Annotated in this window: 14 protein-coding genes; 8 read left to right on the top strand and 6 right to left on the bottom strand. The window is 37.5% G+C overall.

Annotation, left to right across the window (positions count from 1 at the left end; all coding sequences use genetic code 11):
• Nucleotides 1–99 precede the first annotated feature (99 nt).
• The 6 genes from AC13EX_RS12920 to AC13EX_RS12895 form a co-directional block, all read right to left on the bottom strand.
• Nucleotides 100–1,086: a FecR family protein gene (locus AC13EX_RS12920; RefSeq protein WP_482892996.1), complete on the bottom strand. Its 987-nt coding sequence runs from the start codon at nucleotides 1,084–1,086 to the stop codon at nucleotides 100–102.
• Between the two features lie 109 nt (nucleotides 1,087–1,195).
• A complete protein-coding gene (locus AC13EX_RS12915; protein WP_482892995.1) occupies nucleotides 1,196–1,783 on the bottom strand; it encodes an RNA polymerase sigma factor in 588 nt (195 codons plus the stop codon).
• 326 nt (nucleotides 1,784–2,109) lie between these two features.
• Nucleotides 2,110–2,496, bottom strand: a complete 387-nt coding sequence (locus AC13EX_RS12910; protein WP_482892993.1) for an acyl-CoA thioesterase — start codon at nucleotides 2,494–2,496, stop codon at nucleotides 2,110–2,112.
• 309 nt (nucleotides 2,497–2,805) lie between these two features.
• Nucleotides 2,806–4,377, bottom strand: a complete 1,572-nt coding sequence (locus AC13EX_RS12905; protein ID WP_048641473.1) for an Rne/Rng family ribonuclease — start codon at nucleotides 4,375–4,377, stop codon at nucleotides 2,806–2,808.
• Between the two features lie 177 nt (nucleotides 4,378–4,554).
• Nucleotides 4,555–5,376: a tetratricopeptide repeat protein gene (locus AC13EX_RS12900; protein ID WP_048641474.1), complete on the bottom strand. Its 822-nt coding sequence runs from the start codon at nucleotides 5,374–5,376 to the stop codon at nucleotides 4,555–4,557.
• A gap of 19 nt (nucleotides 5,377–5,395) precedes the next feature.
• Nucleotides 5,396–5,704 carry an HU family DNA-binding protein gene (locus AC13EX_RS12895; RefSeq protein WP_048641475.1) on the bottom strand — a complete coding sequence of 103 codons (309 nt, stop codon included), beginning with the start codon at nucleotides 5,702–5,704 and terminating at the stop codon, nucleotides 5,396–5,398.
• 161 nt (nucleotides 5,705–5,865) lie between these two features.
• On the opposite strand from AC13EX_RS12895, the gene mutY reads away from it, so the two are divergent.
• From mutY to msrA, 8 genes are all read left to right on the top strand, one after another.
• On the top strand, nucleotides 5,866–6,948 hold the full coding sequence (mutY, locus tag AC13EX_RS12890; RefSeq protein WP_482892992.1) for an A/G-specific adenine glycosylase: 1,083 nt from the start codon (nucleotides 5,866–5,868) through the stop codon (nucleotides 6,946–6,948).
• Between the two features lie 46 nt (nucleotides 6,949–6,994).
• Entirely contained in the window at nucleotides 6,995–7,462 is a 468-nt protein-coding gene (locus tag AC13EX_RS12885; RefSeq protein WP_482892991.1) for a single-stranded DNA-binding protein, read from the top strand.
• A gap of 56 nt (nucleotides 7,463–7,518) precedes the next feature.
• Entirely contained in the window at nucleotides 7,519–8,868 is a 1,350-nt protein-coding gene (gene gldE / locus AC13EX_RS12880) for a gliding motility-associated protein GldE (RefSeq protein ID WP_048641478.1), read from the top strand.
• A gap of 368 nt (nucleotides 8,869–9,236) precedes the next feature.
• Nucleotides 9,237–13,730: a glutamate synthase large subunit gene (gltB, locus tag AC13EX_RS12875; protein ID WP_048641479.1), complete on the top strand. Its 4,494-nt coding sequence runs from the start codon at nucleotides 9,237–9,239 to the stop codon at nucleotides 13,728–13,730.
• A 1-nt stretch (nucleotide 13,731) separates the two neighbouring features.
• Nucleotides 13,732–15,201: a glutamate synthase subunit beta gene (locus AC13EX_RS12870; protein WP_048641480.1), complete on the top strand. Its 1,470-nt coding sequence runs from the start codon at nucleotides 13,732–13,734 to the stop codon at nucleotides 15,199–15,201.
• Between the two features lie 887 nt (nucleotides 15,202–16,088).
• Nucleotides 16,089–17,303 carry a bifunctional alpha/beta hydrolase/OsmC family protein gene (locus AC13EX_RS12865; protein ID WP_482892989.1) on the top strand — a complete coding sequence of 405 codons (1,215 nt, stop codon included), beginning with the start codon at nucleotides 16,089–16,091 and terminating at the stop codon, nucleotides 17,301–17,303.
• The gene (locus AC13EX_RS12860) at nucleotides 17,281–17,562 is read left to right on the top strand and encodes a GNAT family N-acetyltransferase (protein WP_482892988.1); all 282 of its coding nucleotides are present in this window, start codon (nucleotides 17,281–17,283) and stop codon (nucleotides 17,560–17,562) included. Before AC13EX_RS12865 ends, AC13EX_RS12860 begins: the two co-directional genes overlap by 23 nt.
• A 12-nt stretch (nucleotides 17,563–17,574) precedes the next feature.
• On the top strand, nucleotides 17,575–18,072 hold the full coding sequence (msrA, locus tag AC13EX_RS12855; protein ID WP_482892986.1) for a peptide-methionine (S)-S-oxide reductase MsrA: 498 nt from the start codon (nucleotides 17,575–17,577) through the stop codon (nucleotides 18,070–18,072).
• Nucleotides 18,073–18,104 lie beyond the last annotated feature (32 nt).

Here is an 18,104-nt window from a genome sequence, read left to right as displayed (position 1 = left end):
TTTTGATAAATAATAAAAGGTTGAGACTGGGAGGTGTCCTATCGTCAAATTTGTACACCAACCCGACAGTAAAGTCATTCGATCTATTATCCGGTGGTATCATTTACCACCGGATTTTATTTTGCATGGTGTAGCGTATATTGTTACATAGGTATCATTTAGTTCGTAAGTTATGTTTAGTGCATAGCTGAGTGTTTCCAAAATTTGCTCCAGGCTTGCTTGGTTAAATTCTCCACTGTAATGACAGTTTTTTTTATTACCCACTATTTTAATGGGTATTTTATACCATTTTTTTAAAGTGCTTTGAATTTCCACTAATCCCGCATTTTCGAAAGTTATCATACCCTGACGCCAGTCGGGTAGCTTGCCCGTATCAAAAAATTGAATGTCACTTATTCCCTTCTCTTCCATCCAACTTATTCTTTCCCCTTTTACCAATGTAGCTGAATTTTCACGGGATTGCTGGTCAAAAAACATGACTCTTCCAGAATAAACAGACAATTCTATTTCATTTTCCTCATAGGATTTAAGGTTAAAAGAAGTACCTAAAACTACCGTGGAAAAAGTTCCAGTAGTGATTTGAAAAGGGAAATCAGGATTGCGCTTTACCTTAAAAAAGGCTTCACCAGTGAGTTTAACCTTACGATTTCGGGAAAAATCTTCCGCATACTGCAATTCAGACCCTGTACTCAACCAAATTTCGCTACCATCAGGTAGAAAAAAGGTGGAGACTTTACCTATGTCATTGGTATAAACCCCTGCTGCTAATTTGACTGGCAATTCCTCTTCAGAAAAGGGGTTTAACAAACCGTAAGAAGTAAAACATATCCCAAGGAAAATTGCGACCTTCCATAACCAATTCTTCAAAAATGGAAACTTTTTGTTCTCTAGGCGCCTTTCTACAGGATGTGTTTTTTCAAGGATGGTAATCCATGAATCGGATTTAATATCGCTAAGATTTTCAGGAATAACCGTCTGCTCATTAAGAGACTGGTACCAAAGATTTAATTCATCAACCTCTGTTTTGTTCTCTACTTCCCTATTGAAAAGCTTCCGTATTTGTTTTATTATTTTTTGTGAATTCATAAATGTGCTCTCTGTATATAAGAGCTTGAAATCACTTTTTCTATCTAGTCAAGATCCATTAATGAATGATGAATAAAAAAATGAACATGGTAACAAATTGGTAATAGAATCAAACGATAATTAAGGAAAGGATTGCTACTAAAAGTAAATTGTTCTCAAGTTGTCCTTGAATTTTTGCATTCGCCTGGCTTAAATGATTTCGAACTGTGGATTCTGCCACATTATAGGTCTCTGCCAACTCTTTGACGGTTTTGTTTTCAAACCTGTTTTGAATAAAAATTTGTCTGCTCCTTTGAGGCAAGGCATCGATTGTATCCATCAGGAAAGCATACAATTCATTAAATTCCATAATCTTAAAACCATCATTCCCATCAATAAAAACCTCATTAGGTACGGCGGTATCAAGTTCATCAAAAACAATTTTTTCCTGGTCGATCCACTTAAGGAATTGATATTTCAACATCGTAACCAGGTAGCTTTTTAGGTTATGAATTTGCTTGAGGCTTTTTCTATACTTCCAAAAGGCAATAAAAGTCTCTTGTGCCAGATCTTTCGCTAGGTCTTGGGATTTCGTTTTTTGAAGGGCTTGAAGAAAAAGCAATTCCCAATAGGCATCAAATAGCAGTTTAAAGGAAGCGTCATCATCCTCATTTTGTATTCTCTGAAGAAGCAGTTGTTCGTTTGGAATCGCTTTCATGCGCTAAGTATTTAAGGCAAAGTTAGCTTTAGCACAAGTGACCCAACTAGAATTGATGTTAAGGATTGATTATGATTTTAACTTTGTAATTAATCCAAAATAAGCAAGACATACAATGAAACGCTTAAAAAAGTTAAAAATCTGTTTGTTGCTATTTGGAGAATTTACCATAGCAGTACCGTACTAAAATTTTCAAATGATTTGATTTTCTTGCGCTTGCAACATTTCCAGATAGCGAAGGAAAATTCTGTTCCATAATACCAGTAAAAATAAGGGGCTTTATGCAATGGATCGAAAGAAAACTAAGAAGCATCTTAGCCTAATAATCAAACAATAATTTTTACTGGTTTTTTATCTATATCAATAGCTACAAAAGTAAAGGTCCCGGAAATGGCTTTTTCCCTTCCTTCCTCATACATCCGTTCTACCCATACTTCTACTCTCACTTTAAGGCTGGTATTTCCTACATGGATTACCCTGCCAAAAAGCTCAATGATGGTTCCTGCAGGTATGGGTTGAGTGAAATCAATTTTATCGCTACTGATCGTTACCATTCTTTGCCTACTAAAGCGAGTAGCTGTAATAAAGGCCACTTCATCCATTAATTGCATGGCTTTACCTCCAAAAAGGGTATCATAGTGATTGGTAGTATTTGGGAAAACCGCTTTGAATATCCGGGTATCGGATTGCTTGATTTTATCTTCGGGAATCATAGAGAAAAACTTATAAATGTAAAAAAGTTGTTGCCAATAATTTATAGATCAAAGGTATAATGGAAATTATGATTTTAGAGGTTATTTTTCCTTTATCCCGGATTATGTAATAGGATTCGTAATGTGTATTGCAATCGCAAGAAAATCAGACTGTTTGGAGATTTTAGCATAGCACCGCTATGGTGAAATTGAAAACAGCAACGAAGTGGCTGATTTTAAATCGATTGCAACACGTAATAGAATGTCTATTGCATATTTCGGGTTTAAGATGCAAGGATAAAAGAATAATAGGCATAAAAAAAAGCGAGTCTATTCAGACTCGCTTTTAATAATTATTTCTAAAGGTTCTCCTGAAATATCCAGGAATTTATACTCCGTCACCGGTAGTGAAGAATCTTTAACCAGGTTGATCCATTTATAATATTTAAAAAACCACTGCATCCTTTTAGAGTAAATGCCATGTGTAAAATAGGCATGTAAATAAGGATGCAATGCAATTTTAATCTTTGATTCGTTTTGGTGAACTGCAATGTGCTCTAAATCTTTTACCAGTTTATCTGCCACAAGTATGGAGGCCTGAATTTTGCCTGTACCATTACAAGAAGGACAAATTTCTTTGGTTACTATGTTCATTTCAGGTCTAACGCGTTGTCTGGTGATTTGCATCAATCCAAACTTGGTAAGTGGGAGTACCGTATTTTTGGATCGGTCATCTCTCATTGCGTCCTTCATCGCTTCAAAAATAGCCCTTTTGTTCTCGGCCTTTTTCATATCGATAAAATCAATCACAATTATACCTCCCATATCGCGAAGCCTTAGTTGCCTTGCAATTTCTTTTACGGCCACCATGTTGGTTTTCAGGCCAGTATTTTCCTGATCACTTTCCTGATTTGATTTGTTACCGCTGTTAACATCCACTACATGCAAGGCTTCTGTATGCTCAATAATGAGATAACCGCCTTGGGGGAGACTAACAGTAGTTCCAAACAGGCTTTTGATCTGTTTTTCAATACCAAAACTTTCAAAGAGCTTCGCTTTTCCGTTGTAAAGCTTAACAATTTTTTCTTTTTCTGGAGCAATGGATCTTATATAAGACCGCATCTGATCATAAATTACTTCATCTTCTACCGTGATTGCGTCGAAAGATTCGTTGAGTAGGTCTCTAATTATAGAAGAAGCCAAACTCATTTCTCCGATGATTTTGTCTTTAACTTTGGCTTTCTGAAGCTTTCGCATTCCATCTTCCCAAGTCTCTAAAAGAGACCTGAGGTCTTTATCCAATTCGGTGACAGATTGTCCTTCTGCCACTGTACGGATGATCACACCGAAGTTTGCCGGTTTGATGGAAGTGATAAGCCGGGATAACCTTTTTCTTTCATCAGCACTACGTATTTTTTTGGATACGTTCACTGTATTAGAAAATGGCACCAATACCAAGTATCGACCAGCAAGGGAGAGCTCACAGGATAATCTAGGACCCTTCGTAGAAATCGGTTCTTTAACAACTTGTACCAACACCTGATTGTTTTTAGACAAAACTTGGCTTATTTTACCAAGTTTGTCTATTTCAGGTTCGTTTTCAAAACCCTTCAGGTCGAAACCTTTGTGGTTTTTATTTCGGGTTAATTTTACCAGCTTACTTAAGCTGTTAACCTGTGGTCCTAAATCTTGATAATGCAAAAAAGCATCTTTTTCGTAACCTACGTCTATGAAGGCTGCATTTAAGCCATTTACGATTTTCTTTACAACACCAAGATATATGTCTCCGACTTTAAACTTATTGTCTTCTTCTTCAACATGAAGCTCAATCAAGCTTTTATCTTTGAGAAGGGCAATTCGACTACCATTTTGAGATGAATCAATTAATAATTCTGAACTCAAATTGTGTCTCTGTTATGAAATAAAAGAACGTGTTAATTGTACAGAAATAAGATTATTTCTTATTCTTGTGTCTGTTTTTTCTCAATCTTTTTTTGCGCTTGTGTGTAGCGATTTTATGTCTCTTCCTTTTTTTTCCGCAAGGCATAATTTTATAGTTTTAGTTTAACAATATTTTGATTATAATCTATCTAAGTAATTCTCGATTCCCGAAAGAATCTGAGGATCTGTAGTTTGCTTACGTAATCCTTCTAATTGGGTTTTAGCTAGTTTCTTCTGATTGGATTCAAACAAGCTTACCCCCAAATAAAATTGCCCCTGAATATTTCCGGGGTGATGCTCAACAAGTGTTTCAAAACGTTCAACAGCTCTTTTGTACTGACCACTCTGCATCGACAAAATTCCCATATTGAACAAGGCTTCCTCATTCGTAGGATCTTCTTCCAAAACCCCACGTAGCATGGTAATGCCTTGCATAGGATTGGCTGAAGACACATATGTCATCGCTATCTTGGTTTTCAAATCAAGCCTTTCAGGCATGGCCTCCAAAACTTTGCCCAAATACAAGCGCGTTTTATCTCCCAACCTTTTGGTCTTCATTTCTTCCATGGAAAAACCAAATGCCTCATAATAGGCATTCCCCGCTTTCTCCCAATTTTCAGGAGCTGGCGCTTTCTCGGCAATCAGACCGTAATAAAAAGCAGCACTATCCAATTTGCCTCCGCTTTGATAAACTTTAGCAATTGAATCAGCGAATATAACAAAATTTTCCGTACCAGCCTCTCCATCTAACTCAGCCATCAAATTATCGATGACCTCAAGGTCGCTGCTACTTAATGAATTCCCGTGGTTATTCTCTTCACTTGATGAATCAGATCCCAGACTATTTCCGTCCTCAGAAAGCCCCTTATCCTCATTGTCAACTACCACCATGGGCAAGCTATACAATAAGTAGGAAACAATAATACCTGCAACAACGAAAATAATTTGGGATCTTTTCATAGTCAAATGTTTCAGGGGTTTAGTCCTGAGGAGCCAATTCTTTTACGTTTTGACTGTTTTTAATTTTTTCAATAAATGATTTAGATGGTTTAAAAGCTGGAACGTAATGTTCATCAATCACAATGGCTGTGTTTTTAGAGATATTCCTAGCAATTTTTTTAGCCCTTTTTTTGTTTATAAAACTGCCAAAACCTCTAACATAGATATTTTCTCCTTCTGCCATTGAATCTTTTACAACCTTGAAAAACGCCTCAACGGTCTGTGTAACATCATCCTTTTGGATACCTGTCTTCTCCGAAATCTTTGTGATTACCTCTGCTTTAGTCACTGTCTTAATTTTTTTTTGTGTAATTCAATTGAGGCTTAACCTCCTATTAACCAACTAATTTTGGGAGTGCAAATTTACGATATCCATTCCAATTAAAAAATTAAATCGATAAAATTAGCGTCATTTGTTCAATTATCTGATAAAAATAAAATTTTAAAATTTTGAGTTTCAACTATTTCACCGAGAATCTACTCCGTTGGTATCCCATTCATCGCCGTAATCTACCTTGGAGAGAGACAAACAGTCCATATATCATTTGGTTGTCCGAAATAATCCTACAACAAACCCGAGTGGCCCAGGGTTTACCTTATTTCCACGCTTTCATCGAAAGATTCCCTACTGTAGTTGATCTGGCAAATGCACCACAAGAAGAAATTTTAAGAACCTGGCAGGGCTTGGGCTATTATAGTAGAGCAAGAAACCTACACTCATGTGCTCAATCTATAGTAAATGAAAGAAATGGTGAATTTCCAGATAATTATAAAGCCTTATTAAAACTAAAAGGAGTCGGTCCCTATACTGCCGCAGCTATAGCCTCTTTTGCCTTTAAAGAACAAGTTGCAGTCCTTGATGGCAATGTTTTTCGAGTTTTGTCTCGGTATTTTGGCTTAGATTTAGACATCTCTTCCAACAATGGCAAAAAAGCATTTGACCAGCTGGCCAACAAACTTATTCCTAAAGAATCTCCAGACCAATACAATCAGGCCATTATGGAGTTCGGAGCACTGCAATGTGTCCCAAAAAACCCAACTTGCAATCAATGCCCCCTAAGCTCCAAATGTTATGCCTTTCAAAATGCACTAGTCAATGTTCTTCCGGTCAATGAAAAAAAAGTGAAAATAAAATCACGGTATTTTTTATACTTCCATATTCAGATGGATGACTTTACCGTTGTTAGAAAACGAGAAGAAAAAGACATCTGGCAAGGCCTGATAGACTTTCCATTAGAAGAGTACAGCTCCCCGGAGGACATCATAAATATTGAACCCGACAGCCTTGAATTACCGAAAGAACTCAATTATATGCAGCCTCATTATAATATAAGTTCCGAAAAACCCTTCAAACACCTACTCACACATCAAAGAATTTTTGCTTCCTTTGTGAATATAAAATTGAAAGCAAAGTATAGAGAGGCGCTTGAGAAATGGGTTGAAAAAAATAATTATTCACTTGTGAATGAGTCTTCCCTAGAGTCCTTAGGCAAACCTAAATTGATTGTTCACTACTTGAATCAAAAAAATTAATTGTTTATATTTAATCAGCTTTTTAAATAACCGAAAAAATTTAATAATGGCAGGAGTTAATAAAGTAATTTTATTGGGAAATTTGGGTGCAGACCCAGAAGTAAAGCACTTGGAAGGAGACAAAGTAGTCGCAAACCTAAGGTTGGCTACTACAGAATCCTATAAAGACCGTTCTGGAAACCGCGTAGAAAATACTGAATGGCACGATTTGGAACTGTGGGATGGACAGGCCAGAGTTGCGGAACAATACTTGAAAAAAGGCAGTCAGATATATGTAGAGGGCAAAATAAAATCAGACACCTGGCAGGATGATCAGGGCAATAACCGTAAAAGGACCAAAGTAAGGGTCCAGAGTTTTACCATGCTCGGTTCAAGAACTGGCGGGCAAGAAAATGCCCAAGGTGGAGGACAGAGTAGCCCCGCTCAAAACTCTAATACAAACGCTGGAATGAACACTTCTTCTACCCCAGCTTATGATGGCAATGACAGCGATGCAGATGATTTACCATTTTAATAGTAATGGAATTCGGTAAAATCATTAGTTTTGCATAAAATTATATTCATAAATTAATGGACGACCCCTATCCGAGTTTGCTGCTCCTGACAGATGTCATAGCTGTATCACCGGTTTATTTGGTGGGTAATGCAGTATTATTTATTGCATTATTGATTGTTTCAGCTTTGGTTTCTGGCTCAGAAGTAGCGTTTTTTTCTTTGAACCATGAGGATATTGAAGAAATCAGGGTGGCTTCTGACACGAGGTCAAACAAAATCATTACCCTGATTGAAAATCCTCAAAAATTACTGAGTACGATACTGATTCTTAATAACCTTATTAATATCAGTATCGTTACCCTTACCACATTTTTCACATGGAGCCTATTTGGCAGCAATGCCACAGGTATAGTAATCATCCTTTTTCAAACAATAGGCGTTACCTTCTCTATTGTTTTTATTGGGGAGATTGTTCCCAAGGTATATGCCAATGCTGCCAGTGTTAGTTTCTCAAAACTTACCGCAGGATTTCTTTATTTTTTCTATTTGGTTTTAGGACCACTGTCCTATTTACTAATGACTATAAGCGACGTCATAGAAAAGCGTATCGAAAAAAAGGGGTATTCTTTATCGGTAAATGAACTGCACCATGCCTTAGAGATAACTTCCGTAGACACTAGTAATAACGAGCGGGATATTTTAAAAGGAATAGTAAATTTTGGCACCTTGTCTGTGAAACAGGTAATGCGCTCAAGAATGGACTTGACAGCGGTGGATGTAGAAATGAATTTTCATGAGTTGATGGACAAAATCAACAAGAGTGGCTACTCAAGAATACCTGTGTATGAAGGAACCATAGATCAAATCAAGGGAATTCTATACATAAAAGACCTTTTGGATCATATTGAAAAGGACGAATATTTTAACTGGAAAGACCTAATCCGCAAAGGGTATTTTATTCCTGAAAACAAGAAATTGGCCGACCTGCTAAAGGACTTCAAGAACAAAAGGGTTCACATGGCCATTGTTGTAGATGAATATGGTGGAACTTCCGGCCTGGTTACTTTAGAAGACCTTATAGAAGAAATCATAGGAGACATCAACGATGAGTTCGACGAAATCGAAGAATACCTTTTCAAAAAGATAGATGATAAAACCTATATTTTTGAAGGTAAAATATCATTGAATGATTTCTGCAAAAAGCTCGATTTGGACATCCAATTGTTTGATGAAGTCAAGGGTGAAAGTGAATCTCTGGGTGGATTATTATTGGAATTAAACTCCAACCTTCCGAAAAACGGTACTGTAATCAAATTCGATAATTTCGAGTTTACCATAATGGCAGTAGACACCAGAAAAATCAAGAAAGTAAAAGTAGTATTGGATGGACCAATAGATAAAAATGTCCCTGATCAGTTTGATTGATTCCTAAAAGCTTTTATTCACCTAAATTATAAGATTGATTTAATTTTTAGAAGTCTGGGTTCATTTATTTCTTTTTTTTTCGTAGTTTTAAAATTGGCAATTTTAGACTTATATACGTAATTCAAGGGGCAGTCTTTCCCTATTAAGGGTGAAAATTTAACTGAAATATTGGACTTTGGCAGAATTTTGCGTTTTTCCAGTCGATTAATTAAGGCGTTCCTTCATTGACTTAATTATAATTTTTTGATTCATATTCAGCTATTAATTCATTTTTGTTTTACCTTTATTGTCTAGAATTTAATAATTGAAAAATTAATTGTGAATTTTTCAAAGTGAATTCAATACCTAATACAATTAAATTTAACAGAATGAATCAAGGTTTATATCGTTCACAGTTTGAGCATGATGCCTGCGGAATCGGGGCAGTTGTTAACGTTAAAGGCCATAAAAGCCACGAAACAATAAGTGATGCTTTGCTAATGCTTAGTAATATGGAGCATAGGGGAGGACGAGGCAGTGACCCTAAGACGGGCGATGGTGCCGGCATCCTGATCCAATTGCCACATACTTTTCTGAAAGAGGTAACACAAAGGTTGGGTTTTGGATTACCTGAGGAAGGATTTTATGGTGTTGGTATGGTGTTTTTCCCCAACAACAAACAACTATACAAAAAGTGCAAATCAAACTTAAATAAGATAATCAACGAATTGGGCTTTAAGCTCATCGGATATAGGGCTGTACCTACTGATGATACTGTACCTGGATCAGGTGCTTTAGAGGTAATGCCAAATATTGAGCAGGTATTTGTCCAGCATAAAGATAATCTTTCAGGAATTGATTTAGAAAGAAAGCTTTATGTACTAAGAAATTATTCAACAAGGATTCTTAACTCCACTATACCAGGAGTTAACAGTGCTTTTTACTTTGCTAGTTTTAGTAGTCAAACAGTAATCTATAAAGGTCAGCTACGAACAGATCAGGTTTTGACTTTTTACAAAGACTTACAAAACAATAAACTTAAATCGGCCATAGCGCTAGTACACTCTAGGTTTTCTACAAACACATTCCCTAACTGGAGACTAGCACAGCCTTTCCGATTTTTATCACACAATGGAGAAATCAATACCATCCGTGGTAACCTCAACAAAATGAGGTCTAAGGAGACATTGATGAAATCAGCGCATTTTACTGATGAAGAGCTCCAAATGCTTATGCCAATTACCAACGCTAAAAATTCGGATTCAGCAAACTTGGATTCAATGGTTGAGTTGCTTGCGCTAAGCGGTAGAAGCCTTCCCCATGTAATGATGATGCTTGTTCCTGAAGCTTGGCAGGACAATAAGACAATGGATAAAAAGAAGAAAGCTTTTTATAAATTCCATGCTTCATTGGTAGAGCCTTGGGATGGACCAGCAGCATTGTTGTTTACAGATGGTAAATCATTAGGTGCAACATTGGATAGAAATGGTCTGCGTCCTCTAAGGTACTTTGTGACCTCTGATGATCGCTTGATTCTTTCTTCTGAAGCTGGTGCACTACCAATCAGAGAGTCCACAATTATAGAAAAAGGACGTATTAGCCCTGGTAGAATGCTCCTTGCTGATTTAGAAAAAGGTAAAGTATCTTTTGATGAGGAAGTTAAAGATGAAGTTGTCAATAGAAAGCCTTATGATTCTTGGATCAAGAAAGAAAGGCTAAAATTGAGAATGATCCCTACTCCGGAGAAACTTTCTTTCCCTTACAGTACCGAAAACATCAAGAAAAAACAAACCATATTTGGTTACAGTCAAGAGGATCTAAAAGTAATCCTGTCGCCAATGGGAGATACGGCTTATGAGCCTATTGGATCCATGGGGGCAGATACTCCTTTGGCCGTACTTTCCAAACAAAGCCAGCATATCGCCAACTACTTTAAGCAGTTGTTTGCTCAGGTGAGTAATCCACCAATTGATCCAATTAGGGAGCGTTTGGTAATGTCTTTGTTTACCAGAATTGGTGAAAGTTTCAATATACTCGAGGAAAGTGCCAAACATACTCGACAAATCCATATTTCTCAACCCGTCTTGCTAAATGAAGACCTTGAGAAATTGAGAAACCTTGAAGATAAAGGCTATCATTCTGCCACGCTAAGTGCACATTTTGAAGCAGATGGTAAACCTGGTCGTTTGCTTGAAGCTTTAAACAAATTGTGCCAAGCTGCAGAAGATGCAATTGGAGAAGGAAAAAACATTATTATCATTTCTGATAGAAATTCTAAAGATAATACCGCACCAATACCTTCATTACTTGCAGTAGGCGCTGTTCACCATCACCTGGTGAACCAAAAGTTGCGTACCAAAGCAGGAATAGTCATTGAAGCAGGGGATATCAGAGAAACCCATCATTTTGCCACAGCTATCGGTTACGGAGCAAGTGCTATAAACCCCTATTTGGCCTTAGAAACACTTTTATCGCTCAATGAAAATGGCATGTTGAGCAAAAAGATTTCTCAAAAGAAATTATTTGAGAACTATAAAGAAGCAATAGGTAAAGGATTACTTAAAGTACTTTCCAAAATGGGAATCAGTACACTTCAGTCCTACCAAAGTGCTCAAATCTTTGAAGCCATTGGCCTTGGGGCAGAGGTAATCGACAGATGTTTCAAAGGTACTGTTAGTAGAATAAGTGGTGTTTCATTTGATGAATTAGCAGATGAAGTGCTTGTAAGACATCATACTGCTTACAAAACCAAAAGCCCGCTATTAGAAGCTGGTGGAATTTATCAATGGAAGCGAAGAGGTGAAAAACATCTTTTCAACCCTGAAACAATCCACCTTTTACAGAAGTCCACTCAACTCGGAGATTATAATTTGTACAAGAAATTTGCACAAAAAATCAATGACCAGACCAAAGATGCGATGACATTGAGGGGCTTACTGGAATTTAAAAAGAGAATTGCTGTTCCGATAGATGAAGTTGAGCCAGTAGAGGCAATATTAAAACGCTTCGCAACAGGAGCCATGTCTTTTGGCTCAATATCCCACGAAGCACACAGTACATTGGCCATTGCCATGAACCGCATTGGTGCCAAAAGTAACAGTGGTGAGGGTGGAGAAGATGAAGTAAGATTTGAGAAAAAAGAAAATGGCGACTGGCAAAGATCTGCTATCAAGCAGGTGGCTTCCGGTAGGTTTGGAGTAACGAGTAACTACCTGACCAACGCTGCTGAATTACAGATTAAAATGGCACAGGGAGCCAAGCCTGGAGAAGGTGGACAGCTTCCAGGTCATAAAGTAGATGATTGGATAGGAAGAGTAAGACACTCTACGCCAGGCGTAGGTTTGATTTCACCTCCTCCTCACCATGATATTTATTCGATTGAAGATTTGGCTCAGTTGATCTATGATCTTAAAAATGCCAATAGAAAAGCAAGAATTAATGTCAAACTAGTATCTCAAGCCGGTGTTGGTACCGTAGCTGCTGGGGTGGCCAAAGCCCAATCCGACGTAATCCTGATATCAGGAGCAGACGGAGGTACTGGAGCCTCACCACTTAGTTCTATCCGACATGCAGGATTGCCATGGGAGCTAGGCTTATCAGAAGCACACCAAACCTTAGTAATAAATAACCTCCGAAGCAGGGTAACCTTACAAACAGATGGTCAGCTTAGAACAGGTAGAGATTTAGCAATTGCTGTACTTCTTGGAGCTGAAGAATGGGGTATTTCTACTGGCGCATTGGTAGTAGAGGGTTGTATAATGATGAGAAAGTGCCACCTGAACACCTGTCCAGTGGGTATAGCTACTCAAAACCCTGAGTTAAGGAAATTATTCACAGGTAACCCTGATCATGTAGTGAATTTCTTTACTTTCCTAGCCCAAGACCTTAGAGAGATAATGGCTTCATTAGGCTTTAGGACCGTAAATGAAATGGTTGGACAAAGCAATATCCTAAAAGAGGCCAATGGTCAGATGAATCATTGGAAATGGGATAAATTAGATTTGAGTCCAATATTCCATAAAGTAGAAGTTCCTGACCATGTTGGTATACACAAACAAATTGATCAGGATTTCAGACTGAAAAAGGTACTAGACAGAAAACTTATAGAAGCAGCTACTCCTGCTTTAGAGCAAGCAAATAAAGTAACCGGAACATTTGACATCATCAATGTGGATCGATCCGTCGGTGCCATGCTTTCAAATGAAGTATCCAAGTTCTTTGGAAGTCCTGGACTACCAGACAATACCATTCACTTTAAATTCCAAGGTTCAGCTGGACAAACTTTCGGTGGGTTCTTGACCAAAGGTATCACCTTTGAATTGGAAGGAGAAGCAAATGATTACTTTGGTAAAGGACTATCAGGAGGAAAATTGGTTGTTTACCCGAATCGAAACGCCAACTTTGTAGCTGAAGACAATATTATTATTGGCAATGTGGCCTTTTATGGTGCTACCTCAGGCCAGTCATTTATAAAAGGAAAAGCTGGAGAACGTTTTTGTGTAAGAAACTCAGGCGTAGAAGCTGTAGTTGAAGGTATCGGAGACCACGGTTGTGAATACATGACGGGTGGTTTGGTAATCATTCTTGGAGAGATAGGTAGAAATTTCGCTGCTGGTATGAGTGGTGGAATAGCTTATATCTTCAAAGAGAACCTAGGCAATATCAACAAAGAGATGGTAGACATTGATCCTCTTAATGAAGATGATTATGCTACAATCAAATCCTCTCTAGTAAGCCATGTAGAGCTTACCTCCAGTAATAATGGAAGTAGACTATTGGAAGACTGGGAAACTGGCAAAGACAGGTTTATTAAGGTAATTCCAAAGGATTACAAAGAAGTATTGAGAAAAAGAGCATTAGAAAATTCTAAAACATTAGTATAAGATGGCGGATAAAGAAGGTTTCTTAAAATATAAAAGACAACTACCTGGATCCAGATCACCTGAAGAAAGGAAAAAGGATTACCAGGAGATATATAAGCCTTTGGATGACAAAGTGCTCAATCAACAAGCAGCTAGGTGCATGGATTGTGGTGTACCTTTTTGTCACAATGGTTGTCCTCTAGGAAATGTCATTCCGGAATTTAATGACGCCGTTTACCAAAAAGAATGGGAGCTGGCTTATCAAATACTCCGTGGAACAAACAATTTTCCAGAATTTACAGGAAGAATATGTCCGGCACCTTGTGAAGCAAGTTGCGTATTGGGCATCAATAAAGATCCGGTAGCAATCGAATTGATTGAAAAGAGTATAGCGGAAAAAGCTTATGAGTTAAACTTGGTAAAGCCAAACATCCCTTCTGAAAGAACTGGTAAAAAAGTAGCCGTAATAGGCTCTGGTCCTTCAGGACTTGCAGCAGCTGACCAAATCAATCAAGCTGGGCACGAAGTAACTGTTTTTGAAAAAGACAAAGAAGTAGGTGGCTTGCTTCGATACGGTATTCCTGACTTCAAATTGGAGAAATGGGTAATTGACCGTAGGGTTGATGTAATGAATGCTGAAGGAGTAATCTTTAGCAAGGATACTGAAGTAGGCTTTAATATTAAAGCTGAAAACATCCTTCAGAACTTCGATGCCGTGGTTCTAACTACTGGTGCACAACATCCCCGAGACCTAAAAATCAATAACAGGGATGCAAATGGGGTTCATTTTGCAATGGAATTTCTAGGTAAACAAAACCAAGTAAATTCAGGAGAATTGGAAAGCAATCCTATCCATGCAAAAGGCAAACATGTAATTGTAATTGGAGGAGGAGATACAGGAAGTGACTGTATAGGTACTTCCAATAGACATGGTGCAGCTTCAATTACACAACTTGAACTATTACCTAAGCCTCCACAGTCTAGAAATACCCTAAACCCTTGGCCGGAATGGCCAATGACTTTGAGAACCTCTAGTTCTCATGAAGAGGGTGCTGATAGAGTATGGTCTGTACTTACCAAAGAGTTTACTAAAGACGAAAATGGTAATGTTACAGGACTCACAGTTGTGGATATAGAATGGAAAGAGGAAAATGGCAGAATGCAATTTTTCGAAATCGAAGGAACTGAAAGAACACTTCCATGTGACTTGGCATTTTTAGCCATCGGATATTTGGGACCAAAATCAGGTTTATTGAAAGCCTTTGATATAGAGCTATTGGAAAACGGTCTTCCGAAATCCAAAAACTATCAAAGCTCTGTTCCTAAGGTATTCCTTGCCGGAGACATGAGAAGAGGTCAATCCCTCGTTGTTTGGGCCATTGCAGAAGGGCGTGAATGCGCTGTTGAGGTAGATAAATTCCTTCAGGGAGAGTCTTCTCTCGCCAGAAGAGATCAATCCTTCTATTCATACGAAGAGACGGCACAGGGCTAAAAAACCCCGCCATATCATTTAATACATTAATAAAGGCAACTCATTTTGGGTTGCCTCTTTTTTTGCCTTCAGTTATTGTTCATTTGAGATTTAGCAAGAATAAGCGCTGAACCATTTTGTCTATTGACTTTTATCCATTTTTTTTACAATCTCTCGAAGCAGATCATTCTGCTCTTTTTTTAACGAAATGAATTTGTTGACCCAAGTATAAATCAAATAAAATGCCCCAATTACTATTGACAAATAAAAGACCATAAAAAATATTGAAACATACGGAATAAGGCTCATAAGATTAAAGGTTAAATTAGTCTACATCAATTTTATGTACCAATATAATAAAAATGTAGTTCATAATTAAACTTTATCCCCCTGAATCAATACCTTTCATGCCCACTATCTACATAATCACATAACTCTGATACAAAAAGGTATACCACCATTCTACCATGAGCATAAATGTTACATTTTTAGAAGTGAATACCATAGCTTAAAGACAATAAAAAAAAGAATCCCCTATTTTCAATTTGATAATCGGATTAGGGAAATTATGCCAACTTATAGGGTATTTTAACCTATCATAAAAGCCTTAAACATAGCTAGATTTGTAATGTTAAGAATAAAAAACAATCCCAAAACCTATTTTCGGTTGAAAAATTGCTAAGTAAACCAGGAGAAAGATAAAATAAGCGATGAAAACTTAAGAACAACGAAAACACAAGGAATACTACACTTTAACCCGAAATATGCAATAGACAATCTATTACGTGCTGAAATCGCTTCAAACAGCCTGATTTTCTTGCGATTGCAACACTCATCACGAATCCTATTACATAATCCGGCTTTAACAATATAATTTTTTTAGGCATTAATTTTTATACCTCATCAAAATGAATACCGATAGAATTAAAGTCATAAATGAGAATGGAAATGAGTTGGCAACCTCCATCGATTTCCCTAACCATCAAAAGCCAAAACAATTTGCCCTATTCGCCCATTGTTTTACTTGCACAAGTCAACTCAATGCGGTTAGAAACATAAGCCAAGCCCTTAACAATAAAGGAATTGCTGTGGTACGTTTTGATTTTACAGGACTGGGAAAGAGTGAGGGAGACTTTGCCAATAGCCACTTTGAAGCCAATGTGGACGATCTAATTGCAGTAAACAATTACATTACCAAACATTATCAGGCCCCTAAGCTAATGATTGGTCATTCACTTGGTGGTGCGGCTGCAATTGTAGCGGCATCAAAACTTGATAATATACAGGCAATTGTGACCATAGGCTCCCCGGCTGATGTACAGCACGTCACAAAACAATTTGAAGGTCAAGTCAAAGAATTGGGGAAAAATGAAGAAGCAGAGGTGCTGATCGGCGGCAGACAATTTAAAATCAGTGGGGAATTTGTGGATGGATTCAAACAACACAATTTGCCCGAAACAGTTAAAAAGCTTCGGAAACCAATTTTGGTAATGCATTCCCCCATAGATGAAATCGTAGGTATTAATAATGCCCATGAAATTTACCACAACGCTAAACATCCTAAAAGCTTTGTTTCCCTAGACAGTGCAGACCATTTACTTACTAAAAAAGAAGACAGTATATATGTTGGAGACATGGTTGCCTCCTGGGCTTCTCGATACATTGACCTTAGTCCATTTGAAACACCCAACCCTAACAATCATCAGTTGGTGGCTCATTTAAATTTGGTGGACAATAATTTCACTACATTTATAAATACCAAAAACCACAGCATTATAGCTGACGAACCCAAAAGTGTGGGAGGCTATGATTTCGGAATGTCTCCTTTTGAGTTGGTATCTGCGGGTCTATCAGCCTGCACAGTGATGACCATCAAACTCTATGCAGAACGAAAAAAATGGGACTTGAAAGAAGTGTACACCTATGTAAACCATAGTAAAGAAGTAATTGAAGGAGAAAACAAGGATGTTTTTGCGAAATCGCTGGAGTTTGTTGGCAACCTGGATGAAAAACAAAGAGAGCGATTAAGAGATATTGCTTCAAAATGTCCAGTTCACAGAACTTTGCAACAATCTTCAACAATCAAAACTGAGATGAAAAATGAACAAATCGATAAAACATAAACCTTCACAAAATCGTTTTGAACTTGAATTAGAAAAAGGGCTAATTGCCTACATTTCGTATAGAAGAAAAAACGATCATCTGGACCTGATTCACTCTGAAGTTCCACAATCGCAAAGAGGGCAAGGCATAGGAAAACTGTTGGTTCTTAATACCCTTAAACAAATAGAAAAAGAAGGCCTTACAGCCACAGCTTATTGCCCTTTTATAAAGGCAATAATCAGGGACAGTGAGAAATGGAAAAACATTATCAATTATTAAATAGGGATAAAAATGGAAGATTTAAAAAAGGCTTATTTGGCTGGCGGATGTTTTTGGGGAATGGAAGAGCTATTCCGTACACAGAAAGGCGTTGAAGATACAGAAGTAGGATATATCGGTGGAGAAAATGATAACCCGACCTATAGAAATCACCCAGGCCATGCCGAAGGCATTGAAATTACTTATGACCCAAATGAGACGACATTTAAGGATTTATTGGACTATTTTTTCCGAATTCATAACCCTACGACCGTAGATCGTCAAGGCAATGATATTGGATCGAGTTATCGCTCAGCAATCTTCATCCAAAATGAGGAAGAAAAAAAAGTAGCCGAAGAAATGATTAAAATTGTCAATAATTCAAACAAGTGGGACGGTAAGGTAGCCACTACTTTAGAACCTTTTAGTACATTCTGGCCAGCGGAACCAGAGCATCAGGATTACTTAGTAAGGTATCCAAATGGCTATACTTGTCATTTTGAACGGTTTGAAGAAAGCTACCTGAAATAGAACGAATTTGAAAACACCCTAAAATAAGTATT

Source organism: Cyclobacterium sp. L-R, from assembly GCF_056859355.1.
Note: the sequence above shows the minus strand (reverse complement) of the source record. Positions and strands in the feature narration are given on the sequence as shown.

Excerpts from the sequence above, each read along its gene's own strand:
- AC13EX_RS12920 (WP_482892996.1), bottom strand. The coding sequence starts at position 1,086 with ATGAATTCACAAAAAATAATAAAACAAATACGGAAGCTTTTCAATAGG.
- AC13EX_RS12915 (WP_482892995.1), bottom strand. The coding sequence starts at position 1,783 with ATGAAAGCGATTCCAAACGAACAACTGCTTCTTCAGAGAATACAAAAT.
- AC13EX_RS12910 (WP_482892993.1), bottom strand. The coding sequence starts at position 2,496 with ATGATTCCCGAAGATAAAATCAAGCAATCCGATACCCGGATATTCAAA.
- AC13EX_RS12900 (WP_048641474.1), bottom strand. The coding sequence starts at position 5,376 with ATGAAAAGATCCCAAATTATTTTCGTTGTTGCAGGTATTATTGTTTCC.
- AC13EX_RS12885 (WP_482892991.1), top strand. The coding sequence starts at position 6,995 with ATGGCAGGAGTTAATAAAGTAATTTTATTGGGAAATTTGGGTGCAGAC.
- gldE (WP_048641478.1), top strand. The coding sequence starts at position 7,519 with ATGGACGACCCCTATCCGAGTTTGCTGCTCCTGACAGATGTCATAGCT.
- gltB (WP_048641479.1), top strand. The coding sequence starts at position 9,237 with ATGAATCAAGGTTTATATCGTTCACAGTTTGAGCATGATGCCTGCGGA.
- AC13EX_RS12870 (WP_048641480.1), top strand. The coding sequence starts at position 13,732 with ATGGCGGATAAAGAAGGTTTCTTAAAATATAAAAGACAACTACCTGGA.
- AC13EX_RS12865 (WP_482892989.1), top strand. The coding sequence starts at position 16,089 with ATGAATACCGATAGAATTAAAGTCATAAATGAGAATGGAAATGAGTTG.
- AC13EX_RS12860 (WP_482892988.1), top strand. The coding sequence starts at position 17,281 with ATGAACAAATCGATAAAACATAAACCTTCACAAAATCGTTTTGAACTT.
- msrA (WP_482892986.1), top strand. The coding sequence starts at position 17,575 with ATGGAAGATTTAAAAAAGGCTTATTTGGCTGGCGGATGTTTTTGGGGA.